This window comes from Nocardia sp. NPDC004654, from assembly GCF_040609595.1.
GTDB lineage: Bacteria > Actinomycetota > Actinomycetes > Mycobacteriales > Mycobacteriaceae > Nocardia.
Genome location: NZ_JBEXKI010000007.1, coordinates 434,285 through 450,972 on the forward strand (window position 1 = coordinate 434,285; position 16,688 = coordinate 450,972).

At 68.2% G+C, this 16,688-nt stretch carries 16 protein-coding genes; 6 read left to right on the plus strand and 10 right to left on the minus strand.

Translation table 11 applies throughout. The features are described 5' to 3' along the window. Positions 1–84 precede the first annotated feature (84 nt). Positions 85–498 (plus strand): VOC family protein, encoded by a 414-nt coding sequence (locus ABZV58_RS25165; protein ID WP_355002594.1) that lies wholly within the window; start codon positions 85–87, stop codon positions 496–498. 57 nt (positions 499–555) lie between these two features. Further along, positions 556–1,140 (plus strand): HdeD family acid-resistance protein, encoded by a 585-nt coding sequence (locus ABZV58_RS25170; RefSeq protein ID WP_355002595.1) that lies wholly within the window; start codon positions 556–558, stop codon positions 1,138–1,140. On the opposite strand, the gene ABZV58_RS25175 is transcribed toward ABZV58_RS25170, so the two are convergent. Both ABZV58_RS25175 and ABZV58_RS25180 read right to left on the minus strand, forming a co-directional pair. Next, complete coding sequence (locus ABZV58_RS25175) at positions 1,141–4,473, minus strand: protein kinase (protein ID WP_355002596.1); 3,333 nt, start codon at positions 4,471–4,473, stop codon at positions 1,141–1,143. A 112-nt stretch (positions 4,474–4,585) separates the two neighbouring features. Continuing rightward, positions 4,586–5,245 (minus strand): class I SAM-dependent methyltransferase, encoded by a 660-nt coding sequence (locus ABZV58_RS25180; protein WP_355002597.1) that lies wholly within the window; start codon positions 5,243–5,245, stop codon positions 4,586–4,588. A 130-nt stretch (positions 5,246–5,375) separates the two neighbouring features. Between ABZV58_RS25180 and ABZV58_RS25185 the strand changes: the two genes are divergently transcribed. After that, the gene (locus ABZV58_RS25185) at positions 5,376–5,744 is read left to right on the plus strand and encodes a helix-turn-helix transcriptional regulator (RefSeq protein WP_355002598.1); all 369 of its coding nucleotides are present in this window, start codon (positions 5,376–5,378) and stop codon (positions 5,742–5,744) included. 5 nt (positions 5,745–5,749) lie between these two features. On the opposite strand, the gene ABZV58_RS25190 is transcribed toward ABZV58_RS25185, so the two are convergent. Together ABZV58_RS25190 and ABZV58_RS25195 are read right to left on the minus strand one after the other, a co-directional pair. Continuing rightward, positions 5,750–6,343 (minus strand): ATP-dependent Clp protease proteolytic subunit, encoded by a 594-nt coding sequence (locus ABZV58_RS25190; protein ID WP_355002599.1) that lies wholly within the window; start codon positions 6,341–6,343, stop codon positions 5,750–5,752. Then, a complete protein-coding gene (locus ABZV58_RS25195) occupies positions 6,340–6,945 on the minus strand; it encodes an ATP-dependent Clp protease proteolytic subunit (RefSeq protein WP_355002600.1) in 606 nt (201 codons plus the stop codon). Before ABZV58_RS25195 ends, ABZV58_RS25190 begins: the two co-directional genes overlap by 4 nt. 274 nt (positions 6,946–7,219) lie before the next feature. Between ABZV58_RS25195 and ABZV58_RS25200 the strand changes: the two genes are divergently transcribed. Both ABZV58_RS25200 and ABZV58_RS25205 read left to right on the plus strand, forming a co-directional pair. After that, positions 7,220–8,530 (plus strand): lipase family protein, encoded by a 1,311-nt coding sequence (locus ABZV58_RS25200; protein ID WP_355002601.1) that lies wholly within the window; start codon positions 7,220–7,222, stop codon positions 8,528–8,530. Between the two features lie 657 nt (positions 8,531–9,187). Continuing rightward, complete coding sequence (locus ABZV58_RS25205; RefSeq protein ID WP_355002602.1) at positions 9,188–10,273, plus strand: alkane 1-monooxygenase; 1,086 nt, start codon at positions 9,188–9,190, stop codon at positions 10,271–10,273. 502 nt (positions 10,274–10,775) lie between these two features. Here ABZV58_RS25205 and ABZV58_RS25210 read toward each other — a convergent pair. Then, the gene (locus ABZV58_RS25210; RefSeq protein WP_355002603.1) at positions 10,776–11,003 is read right to left on the minus strand and encodes a hypothetical protein; all 228 of its coding nucleotides are present in this window, start codon (positions 11,001–11,003) and stop codon (positions 10,776–10,778) included. A gap of 177 nt (positions 11,004–11,180) precedes the next feature. Between ABZV58_RS25210 and ABZV58_RS25215 the strand changes: the two genes are divergently transcribed. Next, complete coding sequence (locus ABZV58_RS25215; RefSeq protein WP_355002604.1) at positions 11,181–11,747, plus strand: hypothetical protein; 567 nt, start codon at positions 11,181–11,183, stop codon at positions 11,745–11,747. A 127-nt stretch (positions 11,748–11,874) separates the two neighbouring features. On the opposite strand, the gene ABZV58_RS25220 is transcribed toward ABZV58_RS25215, so the two are convergent. The 5 genes from ABZV58_RS25220 to ABZV58_RS25240 form a co-directional block, all read right to left on the minus strand. After that, complete coding sequence (locus ABZV58_RS25220) at positions 11,875–12,840, minus strand: glycine betaine ABC transporter substrate-binding protein (protein ID WP_355002605.1); 966 nt, start codon at positions 12,838–12,840, stop codon at positions 11,875–11,877. Next, positions 12,837–13,610: an ABC transporter permease subunit gene (locus tag ABZV58_RS25225; protein ID WP_355002606.1), complete on the minus strand. Its 774-nt coding sequence runs from the start codon at positions 13,608–13,610 to the stop codon at positions 12,837–12,839. The genes ABZV58_RS25220 and ABZV58_RS25225 overlap by 4 nt, the downstream gene beginning before the upstream one ends. Then, complete coding sequence (locus ABZV58_RS25230; protein ID WP_355002607.1) at positions 13,607–14,788, minus strand: ATP-binding cassette domain-containing protein; 1,182 nt, start codon at positions 14,786–14,788, stop codon at positions 13,607–13,609. The genes ABZV58_RS25225 and ABZV58_RS25230 overlap by 4 nt, the downstream gene beginning before the upstream one ends. Then, positions 14,781–15,431: an ABC transporter permease gene (locus ABZV58_RS25235; RefSeq protein WP_355002675.1), complete on the minus strand. Its 651-nt coding sequence runs from the start codon at positions 15,429–15,431 to the stop codon at positions 14,781–14,783. The genes ABZV58_RS25230 and ABZV58_RS25235 overlap by 8 nt, the downstream gene beginning before the upstream one ends. Positions 15,432–15,552: 121 nt before the next feature. Beyond that, complete coding sequence (locus tag ABZV58_RS25240; RefSeq protein WP_355002608.1) at positions 15,553–16,671, minus strand: alpha/beta hydrolase; 1,119 nt, start codon at positions 16,669–16,671, stop codon at positions 15,553–15,555. Positions 16,672–16,688: the final 17 nt, after the last annotated feature.

Here is a 16,688-nt window from a genome sequence, read left to right on the forward strand (position 1 = left end):
AGCCCGTCGAGCGTTATCCACGCCACTCTCCGCGGCGCGGCAGTACCCTCGCACCTGGCGGCAACTACAGCTAAGGAGCATTCCATGGTCTCCAAGCTCAACCCGTACCTCGGCTTCGGCGACAAGGCGCGCCCGGCACTCGAGTTCTATCGCGACGTATTCGGCGGCACCCTGGCCGTGAACACCTTCGGCGAGTTCGGCGACAAGGAATCGCCCGGCGCCGAGCTGGTCATGCACGGCCAGCTGGAGACGCCGAGCGGGTTCACGCTGATGGCGGCGGACACCCCGCCCGGCATGGAATATCAGCCGGGCAGCAGCATCTCGATCAGCCTCAGCGGCGACGACGCGGACGAGCTGCGCGGCTACTGGGACAAGCTGATCGCGGGCGGCGTGGTCACTGTGCCGCTGGAGAAGCAGATGTGGGGCGACGAATTCGGCATGTGTCGCGACAAGTTCGGCATCGCGTGGATGGTGAACATCGTCGGGCCCGAGGAGTGACCCACGCTGTATAGCAAATGTCCAGAAAACTTATGTCGCGCGGCATAACATCTGGTCATGACGACAAACAGTGTGGTCGAGGGACCTGTTCAGGCGCTCGCGAGGAGCGCCTGGCAAACCGTTCTGGTCACCGGCGTCCTCTCGGTGATCCTCGGTGTGGTGATTCTGGTGTGGCCGGGCAAGACCCTGGTGGTCGCGGGCATCCTGTTCGGCATCTACCTGGTGATCGCCGGTGTGCTGCAGCTGGTGGCCGCGTTCGGCGCGACCAAGAGCGCGGGCATGCGGGTGCTCTACTTCCTCAGCGGCGTGCTGTCGATCATCATCGGCGTGTTCTGCTTCCGTGACGAGCTCGCCTCGATCCTGCTGCTCGGGCTGTGGATCGGTATCGGCTGGCTGTTCCGCGGCGTGGCCGTGCTCGTGGCCGCCGCCTCCGACCCCGACCTGCCCGGACGCGGCTGGCAGGGCTTCTTCGGCGTGATCACCGCGATCGCCGGTGTCGTCCTGATCATCTGGCCGGTCAGCTCGGTGGCCACCCTGACCCTCGTCGCGGGCATCTGGCTGATCGTGCTCGGCATCATGGAGATCATCACCGCCTTCGGCGTCCGCAAGGACTTCAGGCGGTTGACCGAAACCGCTGCCTGATCAGCGAGCGCCGGGGCCGGGCAGGTCGCGCATCGCATCGATCGGCAGACGAACGAGCCCCGCTTCGTCGCACCTCGCCACCGCGGCGGCCAGCTCCCGTTCCGCCTCCTCCGCCCGGCCCGCGCGGCGCAGCGCCGTGCCGAGCAGCAAGCGGGCGCGCACCGCGGCGAGCGGGCGAGGTGCGGACTCGATGCTCGTCAGCAGGGCGCGCGCCCGCTCGCACGCCTCGTCGTACCGATCCGACGGGTACGCGGTGAGCAGCAGCCGAATCGCCGAGTCCTCGTCGATTTCGGCGATGAGCGTGGCGATCCCGTCGTCGTGCCGGAGTTCTCGCCGACCGACGAGGCGCTCGATCTCGGCGGGTGTGAGATCGAGTCCCAACCGGATTCGCTCGTTGCGCAACCGGGCCGCGAGCCGCGGCAGCGCCATCCGCTCTGCGCTCGCCATGCCGTCGTTCAACCGCTTCGCGGCCGCCCGGAGATCGCCCCTGACGGCTTCGACACGCGCTCCCGCCGCATAGGTGGCGATCATGAAATCGACGCCGCCCCCGCCTTCGTCCGCCAATCCGAGACTCTCCAGCAGCAGTTCCGCCGCGGTGTCCACATCGCCTGTCTCGTAACGCAATTCGCCGAGCAGTGCGCTCGCGAGCCGCGCCGCGTGCGAGTGCGGGCCCATGGTCGCCGTCGCGAACTCCACCGCGTCGCGGAAGGCCTCGTCGGCCGCCGGGATCAGAAGTTGCTCTCGCTCGGCGATGCCCGCGAAGCAGCGGCCGTACACCCTGAGGAAGGGCCCCGTCGCATCGTGATAAGGCACGGCCCGCTGCTGCCACCGGCGCGCGGCGTCGAAATCGAAGCGGTGGATCGCGGCGATCGCGGCGATGTTGGTCGCCACTCCGGCGACCCGCGCGGAGAAGTCGCCGGGACGCGACAGCACGGCGCGGATCAGCCTGTCTCCCTGGTCGATTCGATCGGCGAACATCTCTCTGGTGCCCGCGAGCACATCGGCCTCGGCGCGTAGGTCCGCTCGTTCGGCGTCGGTCAGCTCGGCTTCGTCGAGCGCGGCCGTGAAGCGAGCCAGCGCGGCGGCGGCGGGTTCCGGCCTGCGCAGGACGAGGTACACCCAGGAAAGGAACAGTTGGATACGGGGCCGCGACTGGATCGACCGCGGCGGCAGCTTGGCCACGATGCCCAGCAGTGTCGTCATCTTGGACCGCTCCAGCAGGTATCCGCCGCCTTGCTCGATGAGATCGACGGCGCGGTCCGGGTTTTGGGCGGCCAACGCGTGATCGACCGCTTCGTTGAGCAACTCGTGCCGTGCGAACCACTCCGATGCCCGATAGTGCAGCGCTTCGATCTCCTCGGGACGATCCCGCTCCAGTCGGCGGCGCAGATATCCCGCGAAAAGCTGGTGATAGCGGAACCATTCGCGATTCGGGTCGATGCGTTGCAGGAACAACCCGCGGTCCTCGACGTCCTCCAGCATCGCTCGCCCATGCTCGTCGCCGGTGACGGCGGTCGCGAGCGCACCGCAGATTCGCCCGCATATCGAAGTCCTGGTGAGGAATTCGAGGATGTCCGGTTCCAGCGCGTCGAGCACGTTCTCCGCCAGGAACTCACCGATGTCGGCGTGTGCGGACAGGCTGTCGACCAGGTGCGCCGGGTCATCGCCCTTGCGCAGCGACAACACCGCCAATTGCAGCGCCGCGGCCCAGCCGTCCGTGGTCTCCGTCAGGGCTTCGACATCGGCGTCCGGCAAGTGCAGCCCGCCCGCCTCCGCCAAGAAGTGCCGCACCTCGTCGACATCGAAACGCAGTGCGCCCGCATCGATCTCCTCCAGCTCGCCGTCGATGCGCAGCCGGCTCAGCGGAAGTCCCGAGCGAGACGTGCTCGTCACGATGATCGGCAGGTGGTGGCAGCCGTGCTCGACCAGGAAACGGACGGCCGCCAGCGAGGATTCGTCGGTCACCCGCTGCCAGTCGTCCAGCACGATGGTGACCCGGTCGTCGTGCGAGTGCAGATCATCGATCAGCGCGGTGAGCACGTACCGCTCGGCCTTGGCGGGATGGACCTCGAGAACGCGGTCGAGTTCGTCGGCGAGGTGAGGGCGCGGACCGCGAATGGCCTCCACCAGGTGCGCGAGGAACCAGGCGAGGTTGTTGTCGTCCTCGTCGACGGTCAGCCAGGCGACCGGCGTGCCCGCGTTCGCGAACTCGTCGCGCCATTGTGCGGCGAGCGTGGTCTTGCCGAAGCCGCTGGGCGCGTGAATGAACGTCAACCGCTTGCGCGCGCCCGAGCGAAGCAGATCGAGCAGGCGCTTCCTGGTGATGGGAGTCCGGGACGGGGTCGGCGGGCGGTACTTCGTCGCTGGGGTCGGGGGAGCGGTCGGGCGTTCGCGGTGGCGAACCGTCGCGGCGGGCGGCGTCTTCCGCGGGCCGGGCGGGATCGGCAACACCATGACGTCGACCGGCACTCCGCGATGCTGCTGCACCGCGCGCAACTCGTCGCCCAGGGCGAGCGCCGATTCCGGCCGCTGCGCCGAGTCGCCCGCCATGGCGTGCTCGATGACGGCGCAGACATCGTCGGGCATGCCCTCGGCGCGCAGGTCGGGGATCGGTTGCGCGGCGACCCGGAGGAAATGGGCGAGCACCTGTTCGCCGGTGTGGCGCTCGTAGGCGACGTGCCCTGTGAGCGCGCAGAACAACGTGGCGCCAAGGCTGTACACGTCGGACGCGGGTGTCGACGGCTCACCGCGCAGCACTTCCGGCGCGGTGAAAGCCGGTGAGCCCGTGATGATTCCGGTTGTCGTCCGAAAACCGCCCACGGTGCGCGCGATGCCGAAGTCGGTCAGCTGCGGCTCGCCGTAGTCGGTGATCAGGATGTTGCCGGGTTTCACGTCGCGATGCAGGGTGCCGACCCGGTGCGCGGCCTCCAGTGCCCCGGCCATCTTGACGCCGAGTCGTAGCGTCGCGGTCCACTCGAGCGGACCGAAGTTCCTGATCCGCTGCTCCAGCGAGCCGCGCGCGTGGTACGGCATGACCAGATACGGGTGCCCGCCGCCGGTGGTGCCGACCTGGAAGACATCAGCGATGTGCGGGTGGCCGGACAGCCGTCCCATGGCCTGCTGCTCCCGGATGAACCGCTGCATGCTCTCCGCGTCGAGATCCGAGGTCAGGACCTTGACGGCCACGATCCGGTCCAGGTCGGGTTGCTTGCAGCGGTACACGACGCCGAAGCCGCCGCGTCCGATCTCCTCCGCCTCCTCGAACCCTTCGGCGTTCAAGTCCCCGACCACGCCGGAGGAGGAACTGCGCTGTGTCGGCAGCATGTCGGCCATCGTGGCCTCGATTCCGGGCGAACTCGTGGTGACCCGGCCCTACGGGTCGGTTCCTGCTTCCCGAGGATAACTCCGAGAACCGACCCCGCCACCGCCCCGGACCGACGCCCGCTCAGACCCGCCGGATACGCGCAAGCCAGGCCACCACGTCGACCGGGCCCTCGGTGGGCAGGTCGAGGCGGGCCGCGTCCTCGGCCACCACTTCGGTGACCCGCCCGCGATAGGTGGAGGGGACGAGTTCTTCGAGTTCCCAGCCCTCGCCCGCGAACGATTCCCGGATCAGCGAATCGCTGATGCGCGGCCCGAAACCCTCCTCGGTGTCCGACAGCGCGAGGACGTGCACGAGTCCGCCGGGCGTGCACACCCGGAGCAATCCGCGCACATAGGCGGCCCGCGCGTCGGGCTCGGTGCCGAAGACATGGAAAAGGGCGCTGTCGACCACGGTGTCGAAGACACCGAGCCGGTCGTCGTCCGCGTCGGCGAGCGTGAGCACGTCGGCCACCTCGAACCGGGCGTTCGGGACGCCCTTGTCCGCGGCGTTGCGCCGGGCGTAGGCGACCGCGCTCGGTGACAGATCCACGCCGAGCACGTCGTAGCCCAGTTTCGTCAGCGCGATGGTGTGCTCACCCGCGCCGGTGCCGGGATCGAGCACCCGGCCGCTGATCCAGCCGTCCCGTTCGAGGGCGAGGATCGCCGGTTGCGGTTCCCCGATCACCCAGGGGGCGGTGTCGTTGTCGTAGACGGTGTTCCAGAATTCCGGAGCCTGAGTCATGCTTCCAGCGTGCACCCTGAACCTGGGTTCAGGTCAAGGGTCCGGTGCGGTGGCGGCTACCGCGTCGGACCCGTACGCCCACAGCGTAATGACTAGCCGAACACCGCGGGGCGAAACGTACGCTTCGTCCATGACCGAGCATCCGAGACTGCACTCGATCCCCGGTGGCCGTGACGACCGAACGCGCCGACCCGAGCCGTCCGCTCCGGAACCGCTGTGGCGGGAGGCGCTCGGCGAACGGTTGCGCGCGCTGCGGCGGGAACAGCGCGAGACGCTCGTGGAAACCGCGGGCCGGGCGGGCATCTCGCCGCAGTACCTCTCGGAGGTCGAGCGCGGGCGCAAGGAGCCGTCCAGCGAGATGATCGCGGCGTTGGCCGGTGCGCTCGGCACCACCCTCGGCGGGCTGACCGAGCAGGTCGCCGAGGAGTTGCGCGGGCGGCGGCACGCCTACCAGCGGCGGTCCGGGGCCGCGCCGACCCTGCTGGTCCGCGCGGCCTGAGCCGGTCATCCCCGCGGCTGCAACACGGTGTCGACCAGTCCGTAGTCGATGGCCGCCTGCGCGGTGAAGACGCGGTCCCGATCGGTGTCGTGGCGCAGCCGCTCCACCGACTGCCCCGTGTGCCTGGCCAGAATCGACTCGATCTCCGCCCGCATCCGCACGAGTTCGTCGGCCTGCAGGATCAGGTCCGGAATCGCGCCCTGGCCGCGCGCCGCGGGCTGATGCAGCACCACCCTGGCGTGCGGGAGCATCGCGCGGTGCCCCGGCGCGCCGCCCGCGAGCAGCACCGCGCCGACGGCGATGGCCTGGCCGACGCAGGTGGTGTGCACGGGCGCGCCGATGTGCTGGATGGTGTCGTAGATCGCGAGCATGGAGGTCAGGTCGCCGCCCTCGCAGTTGATGTAGAACTGGATCTCCTGTTCGGGACTCTCCGATTCCAGGTGCAGCAGCTGGGCGATCAGCGCGTTGGCGACGCCCGAGTCGATCGGTGTGCCCAGATAGACGATGCGTTCCGCGAGCAGGTGCGAGTAGATGTCGGTGATGCGCTCGCCGCCGCGCGGATGCTGGGCGATGACGTTGGGGATGGTGTAGGTAGTCATGCCGAGATCCCGATTCGCTGGCGTTGGGGGACGACCTGTCCGAAGCTCTCGACGATGTGGTCGACGAATCCGTACTCCTTGGCCTGCGTCGCGGTGAACCACCGGTCGTGCAGGGAGTCCTCGTAGATCCGTTCGAAGGGCTGGCCGGTGTCGGCGGCGATGAGCCCGAGCACCGTTTCCACGGTGTGGCGCAGGTCGTCGGCCTGAACCTCCACGTCGACGGCCGTACCCGCGATGCCCGCCGAGCCCTGGTGCATCAGGATCCTGGCGTGCGGCAGCGCGAAGCGCTTGCCTCTGCTGCCCGCCGAGAGCAGGAATTGCCCTGCACTGCACGCCAATCCGAGAGCGAGCGTGGACACCTCGCACGGCACGAGCCGCATGACGTCGCGGATCGCGAGCATGGCGGGAACAGAGCCGCCCGGCGAGTGGATCCAGAGCGAGATGCCCGCTTCGTCGTTCTCGGCGGCGAGGGTTAGCAACTGTGTAGCAAGCAGCGTGCCGTTGTCGTCGTCGAGGGGGCCGTCGAGCACCAGGACGCGGCGGCCGAGCAGTTGCTCTCTGGCGCGCCAGCTGAACAGTGGGGTCTTGTCGTCGTGAGCCATGCGTCCACCGTGCCCCAGCCGGACGGTGGAAATGTGCCGATGCTGCCCTCGGCAGATCTGCTCACAGCAGCGCCGAAAGCGGGGTATCCGGACGATGCGCCAAACATGTGTTCTCGGCGCGATTGTCGGCGCCGGGACGGGGAAATCGGCGCTCGGAACCGCCTTTCACGGAAATACGATGCGCGTTGTGGCTGCCTAATCGCCGCAGTACGGATAATCTCGATATCCGATTCTCGATGTCATGGCTCTTCCCAATCGAAGGAAGGATCGGATCGTGAGGAGTCGATTACTCAGCTTGGCCGCAGTTTTGACGGGAACCCTCACCGTGGTCGGCGGCGGGGCGATTTCCGCAGCACCAGCATGGACGGATCCGGCGGCCGAAGCCGTCGCCGATTTCTACGTTCCGCCGCCCGTGGGCGGTGCACCGGGCAACATCCTGCGCGCGGAACCGTCGGTGGTGGCGCTGTCGGCTCCCGGACAACCCGGAATGGTCCCGGCGCGCGCGACCCGATTGATGTACGTCAGCAACGATGCCCAAGACGCGCCGACCGCCGTGGTCGGCACGTACCTCGAGCCCGCCATGCCGTGGATCGGTCCCGGCGAGCGTCCGCTGGTCGCGTACGCGGGCGGTACCAAGGGGCAGGGCGATCAGTGCGCGCCTTCGAAGCTGCTGTCGCAGGTCGTCTCCTACCAGCCACCCGGCGACGTGATCTTCGAATACGACCTGCTCGCACTCACCACGCTGCTGTCGCGCGGCATGTCGGTGGTGATCACCGATTACCACGGCCTCGGCACGCCCGCGGTGCACGACTACCTCAACCGCAAGTCGCAAGCGCACGCGTTGCTGGACTCCGCGCGCGCGGCGTTGCAGCTGCCGGGCAGCGGCCTCGGCCCGAACGCGCCGGTCATCCTGTACGGATACTCCCAGGGCGGCATGGCTTCCGCGGGCGCGGCCGAACTCCAGCCGAGCTACGCGCCTGAGCTGAACGTCCGCGGCGCCTACGTCGGCGGCCCGGTCGTGGACGACCAGTTCTTCATCGGGTACAACGACGGCCGGGCCAGCATGGGGGCCACCTACGCCTGGATCCTCAACGGCATGGCCGCCAACTACCCGTCGGTCGGTCCGGTGCTCGACGCCGAACTCAACGACACCGGCAAGGCGATTCTGAACGAATCGCTCGGCAAGTGCGCCGTCCCCATGGGTCTGGCCCAGATGCATGGGCACACGTCCCAGTGGACCACGAGTGGGCAGCCGCTGACCGCCGTGATCGACCAGTCCCCGGCGTTGAAGCAAGCATTCGACGAGCAGATCGTCGGCGGACTCACTCCGAATGTGCCCGTGCTCGTCGCCTCGGCGCCGAACGACGAGGGCGCGCCGTTCCCGCCCATCCACGCCATGGCGGCCAGCTGGTGCAGCCGCGGCGTGCCGGTTCAGCTGGAGGCGAACGGTCAGATTCCCAGCATGTCCGGGGTTGTCGGCACCCATGTGCTGGCGTTCTTCCCGGCGCTGATCGCCTCTCAGCAGTGGATGATGGATCGGCTCTCGGATGCTCCGGCGCCCACCAACTGCGGGGCGCTGCCGTAGCAGCGGATGCGCGGCACATTCGGACACCGGACGTATCGCCATGGGGCGGACGATGTCCTGTTTGTGCCGCGCATTCGTTCGTGATGGGACGGTTCGGCCGGGGGCTGAGGGGGCTGTGATTCGGCGCGAATCGCGCTTCGCGGCATGGTTGCCGCACTTTCGCGCGGGGGAGAGTATCGCGTTCGACGGAAAGCCGCCATTTCGTTGCGATATTGCGACCATTGCGCGGTCGGCATCTCCCGGTGGCCATGGACAGCGGCTCGAGCTCGGTGGAGTTCGCCGATTCCGTACCCGAGTGTGCCCGTCTGCGGCGACATTCCACGACGTCGAAGGTGCACGGGGCGAGAACTGGTCCCGGCGCACCGATCTCGGGCTCGTCCGGGCCGACCGATCGCCGGTGTGCGATATCGGCGGCGAAGTCGCCCGGTCAGAAGACTATTTTCGCGGTTTGCTGGAATGCTGCCGGGAAACAGTTATCCTGGAGCGACCGATTTAGCGTAACCGTTTTCGGCGGCACACTCTGTCCGGGTTGTGTTCTGTTGGATCAGCGGGATGGCTATGACTGTCTTGAAAAATACGCAAGCACGCGACCCCAAGCGGTATCTCTGGGTATTCGGATTGATCGCGCCGGGGTGCGCACTACTTCCCTCACAACTGGTGGCTCATACTGGGCTGGAACTGTTTTGGTGGATCGGTCCGATCATCGTGTTCGTGGTCATCCCGCTGCTCGACTGGGCGGTGGGTGACGACGGAAGCAATCCACGCGACGAGGACTACGAGGCATTGTCCAACGATCGTTATTATCGTTGGTGCACATACCTTTTCCTGCCGATGCAGTTCATCGGACTGATGATCGCGGGATTCCTGTGGTCCAGAACGGAATTGAGCCTCGCGGACAAGCTCGGGCTTGCCGTGACCCTCGGTGTGGTGTCCGGTATCGGCATCAACGCCGCGCACGAGCTCGGTCACCGGGTCGAACACCTGGAACGGTGGCTGGCGAAGATCGCTCTCGCGCAATCCGGTTACGGTCATTTCTTCGTCGAGCACAACCGCGGCCACCATGTGCGCGTCGCGACGCCGGAGGACCCGGCGAGCGGCCGCTACGGCGAGACGCTGTGGGAGTTCCTGCCGCGCAGCATGTTCGGCGGGTTCCGCTCGGCGCTGGCCTTGGAGCGGGAACGCCTGTCCCGCAAGGGCAAGCGCTGGTTCACCCTGGAGAACCATCTGCTGCAGGCGTGGTCGATGAGCATCGCGCTGTTCGGCTCGATGATCGTGCTCTTCGGCCCGAAGGTGATCCCCTTCCTGGCGCTGCAGGCGCTGATCGGCGCAGGCTTGCTGGAGACGGTGAATTACGTCGAGCACTACGGCCTGCTGCGGGGCCGCCGCCCGAACGGCAACTACGTGCGCTGCTCGCCGCGCGACAGCTGGAACAGCGACCGCCTGGTCACCAATATCTTCCTGTTCCATTTGCAACGCCACAGCGACCACCACGCGAACCCGGGTCGCCGCTACCAAACCCTGCGTAGTTCACAGGAGGCCCCCCAGCTACCTGCTGGCTACGCCACCATGGTCGTCCTCGCCGCCATCCCCCCACTCTGGCGCGCCGTCATGGACCACCGCGTCCTCGCCCACTACAACGGCGACATGACCCTCGTGAACCGCAAATCCCCCGCCAAATCCAAACGCAACCCCCCCTCCAAGCGCACTCCCACCCCCGGGCCCCGCGGCTACGCCACCCGCTGATCCTGGTCTGCCTCTTCTCACGGTCGGCGCCGTACCGGGCCCCTACGCGGGCATGCTGTGGAAGCGGTGCCGAGCCGAAGGGGCACCGAGCCCCTCAGCCGGTGCCGAGCCGAGCGGGTCTGCCGAGCTGGACGGTGCAGAGCGGGCTCCGAGCTGGACGGTGCAGAGCGGGTTCTTGGACTCCCACGCTGGCCGATCCAAGCTCCTGACGTCGACCGATCACCGGCAGGTGCGATCCATCGATGCCGGACGGCTGAATCGCGTTGGGCTGGATCGGTGTAGGTCGACAATCGGCGGGTGAGAAATGGCGGTTGTCGAAGTGCGAAGAGCCGCCTTATGACTACCGTCGAAACCATTTCTCTATCGACGGTAGTCACAAGGCGGTTTGTGGTTGGTTCGGGTTCGTGCCGCGGCTTCGGCCGGTGGGTGCGCGGCGGCGGGTGCCGTCGAGTAGAAGCGTGCTCTGCGGAGTCACGTGAACTCGCAGCACCTCGGGCGAAAGTCAGGAAACGCGAATCGAGTTGGCGGGTCGGCGGGGTGGGCGGCCGATCGCGGGCACCAGCACGATCATGCCGATGCAGACGGCGGCGAAAGAGCCGAGGGCGGCCGATAGGGACCCGGTGATGACCGCTACTCCGCAGCCGAGAGCCAGCGCGATGATGCCGCCGAGCACGGCGGTTCCGCGTTCGATGCCGACGATCTGTGCAGGTCGCTCGTTCATCGGAGTCATGCCGGTTGTGGTACCCGTCCTGTCCGTGATCAAAACGTGACTGGCACTTCTCGTTCGGTATCACAAGGGTGGCGGCCGGTTAAGCCCGTTGGTGGGCGGGTATCACGAGGACCGTCGCTGTGGAACGAACGGGCGCAACATGTCCGGCGGATCGGCCGGAAGGCGGGAGGTGTACCGGTGATCGATCGCCTGGGTGAGGTGATTGCCAAACGAATGGTCGCCGACGGGGATCGGTCGGTTCTGATCGAAGTCGGCAGGCCGCGACCGGCGGCGGGCGCCGGAGGTGACGTGTGCGGCTTCCGAATTCAGGGCTGGGGCGAGTCGAGGGCAAGCGGGGTGGACGCGTTGGCGGCTCTGTATCGCGCGCTGGTGGAGATCGGCGCGCAGCTGACCCAAGCGAACGAGGCCGGCGCGCAATTCACGGTCGCGGGACCCGCCGAGCTCGGCTTCCCCGCCCCACCCACCCGCGACGACATAGCGCACGACCCTGGAATGGAATACGAGCTCGGTGATCTGCTCGCGATCCGCACCTTGATCGCCGCCGACGGGCCGCACACCATCACCATCGGCCGCCCGATCTCCTCCTCCGACAACCAGTTCTACGTGTGCCCGTTCCGCATCGACGGCAGCCGCCACGCCGTGGCGTCCGGCCTCGACGAAATCCAGGCGCTGCTCACCGCCATCCGCATGATCGGCGCCTGGCTCGACCTACCGGGCGACTGGCCGATCAGCCGTCTCTCGTAGCGCGCCGATATGGCTGGTAATCAGCGTTTTCGGCCCAGCGAGCGAACTCCGCCCAGTTTGCTAGCGGAGCGCTGTCCGGTCGCATTCGGCTCGCTCGCCGAGGACGGATTGCCCGCACATGTGCGATCTACTCGGCGGTGACGAACCCGTGTCCGACAAGCCAATCGCGAGCGACCTCGGCGGGTTCGCGACCGTCCACGTCGACCTGCCGGTTCAGCTCGGTGATCACCTCGTTGGTGAGCAACGCGGAAATCGGTGTCATGATCTCGGCGATCCGCGGATGCGCTTCGTGGAAGTCGGCGCGCAGCACCAACGCCGCGTTGTACTTCGGAAAGAAGGCCCGATCATCCTGCAGGAGCACGAGATTCAGCGCGGGTATGCGTCCGTCGGTCGCGGCGACCGAGCCGAAGCGGCACTGCGCCGCGTCGGCCGTCGCCTGGTAGACGAGGGCGTCCTGCATGATCTGCTTGCGCACCTTGCCGACGTCGATGTCGTATTTGCGCGCCATTCCCGGATAACCGTCCTGCCGGACGTTGAATTCGGTGCCGACGCAGGTGGCGGCGGCCGCGGGGTCGGCCTCGATCAGCCGCGCGTAGTCCGACAGCGTCCGGACGCCGGTCTGCTCGGCGGTGCGGCTGCTCGTCACCAGGGCGTAGGTGTTGTTCATCGGCGCCATCGCCGTCCACACCATCCCGTGTTCCGCGCGGTCGGCGTCGCGGACCGCCTCGAACTGCCCGAGCTCGCTCGGCACCGGGGTCTCGTTGCCGAGGTAGTTGATCCAGCCGGTGCCGGTGTAGTCGTAGGCCACGTCGACCTGGCCGTGCAATTGCGCGTCGCGCAGGCTGTTGGAGCCTTGGATGTTGGTCAGATCGCGGACGTTGGCGCCCGCCGCTGTCATGGCGAACTCGATGAGATAGCCGAGGATGTTCTGCTCGGTGAAGTCCTTGGAGCCGACGGTGATCGTGACCCCGTCGAGTTCCGGCACCGGCTGGATGCTGCCGGGTCCGACGCGCAGTGGCACGGCGCCACCCGACTCCAAACCGCACCCGGCGAGCGTCAGTATCGCCACCGCGAGCACGATCAGCCACCTCATCGCAGGCCCCTCGGTCCGAGAAAGCGTTCCGCCAACGCCCCGAGCCAGTCGACGAGCAGGGCCAACGCCACCGCGAGCACCGCGCCGACCACCAGGGTGACGTTGTCGCGCAACTTGTACCCGGTGTCGATGAGAATCCCCAGCCCGCCCGCGCTGACCAGGAACGACAGCGTGACGGTACCGACCGCCAACACGAGCGAAGTACGCAGTCCCGCAAGGATGTACGGCACCGCCAGTGGAAACTCGATGCGCCGCAACACCGTCGCCGCCGACATGCCCTGACCGCGTCCCGCGTCGACCAGCGTGCGATCCACCTGCTGATAGCCGAGGATCGTATTGCGCAGCACCGGAAGCAGGGTGTAGAAGGCGATCGGCGCGACCCCGATCCAGAACCCGGTGGTCCGCGTCACCAGGTAGCACAGCACGATCAACCCGATGGCGGGCGCGGCCGCGCCGACGTTGGCGATGCCGATGAAAACCGGTGCGAGACCGCGAAATCCGGGTCTGGTGAGCAGCGTGCCGAGCGGCACCGCCACCGCCACCACGATCAGCACCACCGTCGCGGTGAGCAGCACGTGCTGCCAGGTGACGGTGGCGATGTTGCTCGCGTTGATACTCGCGCGTTGAGTGGCGGTGAGATCCCGGCGGAATGCCCACACCAGCACGCCGACGGTCAGCACCGAGACCAGAGCAGGCTGCACGAGAAGCCGCAGACTCTCAGCTCGGCGTGCGGCGGCGGGGGCGGACGCGGCGGTGCGGGGCGCGGTCACGGCGTCGCCTCGGCCGCGGACCGATCCCCGCCGTGGCGCGCCCGCAGCGTGGACAGGTGCCCGACCAGTGTGTCGATCGTGATCAATCCCGCGTACTCGCCGCGCGCATCGGTGACGACTGCGGTCGCGGTCTGCTCGGCGAGCAGCGCCTCCAGCGCGTCCTGCAGGGTCGATCGCAGCGACAGCGTCTGACCGATCGGGCTGCCCACCTCGCCCAGCGTCCGCGCGCTCGTCACCTGCTCGGCCGACACCCAGCGTAGGGGCCGTCGGCGATCGTCGAGAATCAGCGCCCACGGCCACTCCCGGTCGGCGAGTGCCGCGCGCAGCGTCTCCGCCGGTTCGTCCTGTCCTGCCGTCGGGCAGTCGCCCAGTTCCACGTCACCGACTCGGGTCAACGTCAACTGCTTGAGCGAGGCGTCGGCGCCGACGAACCCCGCCACGGTCTCGTCCGCGGGATCGGCGAGGATCGCGGCCGGGGTGTCGTACTGGAGAATCCGGGACCGGTCGCCGAGCACCGCGATCCGGTCGCCCAGCTTCACCGCCTCGGTGAAATCGTGGGTGACGAAGACGATGGTCTTGCCGAGTTCCGCCTGCAGACGCAGCAATTCGTCCTGCAGCAGCCCGCGGGTGATCGGGTCGACCGCGCCGAACGGTTCGTCCATGAGCAGCACCGGCGGATCGGCGGCCAGCGCGCGCGCCACCCCGACGCGCTGCTGCTGTCCGCCGGAGAGCTGGCGCGGGTAACGCCGGCGGAAGGTGTCCGGGTCCAAGCCGACGAGGTCGAGCATCGCGTCGACCCGCGCGGTGATCCGCGCGCGGTCCCAGCCGAGCAGGCCGGGCACGGTCGCGATGTTCTTGGCCACCGTCATGTGCGGGAAGAGCCCGGCCTGCTGGATCGAGTACCCGATCCCGCGGCGCAGCTGATCGGGATTCATGTCCGCGGCATCTCGTCCGCCGATGGTGATGGTGCCGGAGGTCGGCTCGATCAGCCGGTTGATCATCCGCATGGTCGTGGTCTTGCCGCAGCCCGACGGTCCGACGAGGACGACGATCTCACCGGCCGGAATGGTCAGCGACACCGCGTCCACGGCCGGATCACGCTGTCCCGGATACTGTTTGGTGACCGTGTCGAGCACGATCTGCACGCCGGATACCGCGCCGGTCTCGGTGTCAGTCACGAATCCCCCTCGGGGTGGTCAGTCGTCCCACGACGACGAAGAGACCGTCCAGGAGCAGCGCGAGCACGATGATCAGCACCGTGCCGCTCAACGCTTGCGGCACGGCGTTGGGGCTGCCGAGCCGGGACAGCCCGGAGAAGATCAGATTGCCGAGCCCGGGCCCTTTGGCGTACGCGGCGAGCGCGAGGATGCCCATGATCAGCTGCGTGCTGACCCGCATCCCGGTCAGGATGGAAGGCCAGGCCAGCGGCAGCTCGATGGCGGCGAGAACGCGCATCCGGTTCATCCCGACTCCGCGCGCCGCGTCGACCACCGACGGATCCACCGCGGCCAGGCCGACGATGGTGTTGCGCAAGATGGGCAGCAGCGCGTAGAGCACGAGCGCGGTGATCGTCGGACCGACGCCGAGTCCGAGCACCGGGATCAGCAAGCCGAGCAGCGCGAACGAGGGCACCGTGAGGATCGCGCTCGCCGCGGCCGTCGCCGCCGCCGAACCGAACGGACTGCGGTAGACGAGCACGCCGACGATCACGGCGATCAGCGCCGCGACCAGCAACGACTGGATCACCGCCGAGACATGCAGATACGAGTCGACGAGCAGCTGGTGTCGCCGATCGACGACGAACGTCCACAGTGCGTCCAGGGCCGAACCTCCCGTACAGCGTTGTGCCGGAGTCTATCTCGCACTCGGGCCCGGCGCGGGCGGCGCGGCCGAAAATAGCCGTCGGAAAGGCGTATCCGTTGCCGAGACGACTGTTGGGAGTTCACGAGCCGGAGGGGCGCGTGGCCGCCCGGTCTCGTCCGCTGTCCGTTCCGGGGTCGGTCGAGGAGCCGCCTGCCGCGGGCAGGGCGTCGGCGAGCAGCGTGGCGACCTCGTGCACCGCGGGGCCGAAGGCGAGCGCGTTGTTGACGAAACCGTGCATGTAGCCGTCGAATCGGCGCAGTGCGACGGGCACACCGTCGGTTCGCAGCCGGTTCGCGTACGCTTCGCCTTCGTCGCGCAGCGGATCGAAACCCGCCGTGATCACGACGGCTCGGGGAAGTCCGGCCGTGGTCTCGGCGCGCAGGGGAGACACATCCGGTCGGGTGCGGTCGAGGTCGGGTGGCAGGAAGCAGCGGTCGAAGAAGTCGATGTCGGTGCGAGTGAGCGCGAACCCTTCGGCGAATGTCCTGCGGGACTCGGCTTTTCCGGTCAAGTCGGTGGGCGGGTAGATCAGCAGCTGGAGCAGGGGAGCGGGTCCGCTGTCGCGACGCATCCGCTGACACAGCACCGCCGCCAGATGGCCGCCCGCACTGTCGCCGCCCACCGCGACGCGTTCCGGCGCGACGCCGAATTCGTCCGCGCGACCGACGATGTCGCGGAACGCGGCCGCCGCGTCGTCGATCGCCGCGGGATAGGGATGCTCGGGCGCCAGCCGGTAGTCGACCGCGACGACTCGTATTCCGGCCGTGTATGCCAATGTCCGGCACAGCGCGTCGTGGGTGTCGAGATCGCCGATGACCCAGCCGCCGCCGTGAAAGTAGACCAGCAGGGCGTTCGCCGCGCCGGGGTCGTACAGCCGCGCCCGCAGCGGTCCCGCGGCGCCGGCGACGGTGCAGTCGTCGACGCGGACGGGCGCGCGTCGCCCCGCGCCGATCGCCGCCATCCGGCGCGCTTGGGTCCGCAGGGTCACCGGGTTCGGCTCGGGCCTCGGCAGCGTCCGGGTGATCCGCAGGAGCAGCTGCGCGTCGAGGTCGAGCTCGTTGCCGTCGCGGTGAACCGCCGGACCGGCGAGTGCGCGCTTGGTGCGACGCGGCAATCGGAGCAAACCGCGGACCGCCGCCGCGGCCATCCGCGTGGCCGGCGGCGCGGCGGGTACCGGGTTGACGGGATCGACCGGCACGGGAATACCTCTTTCGC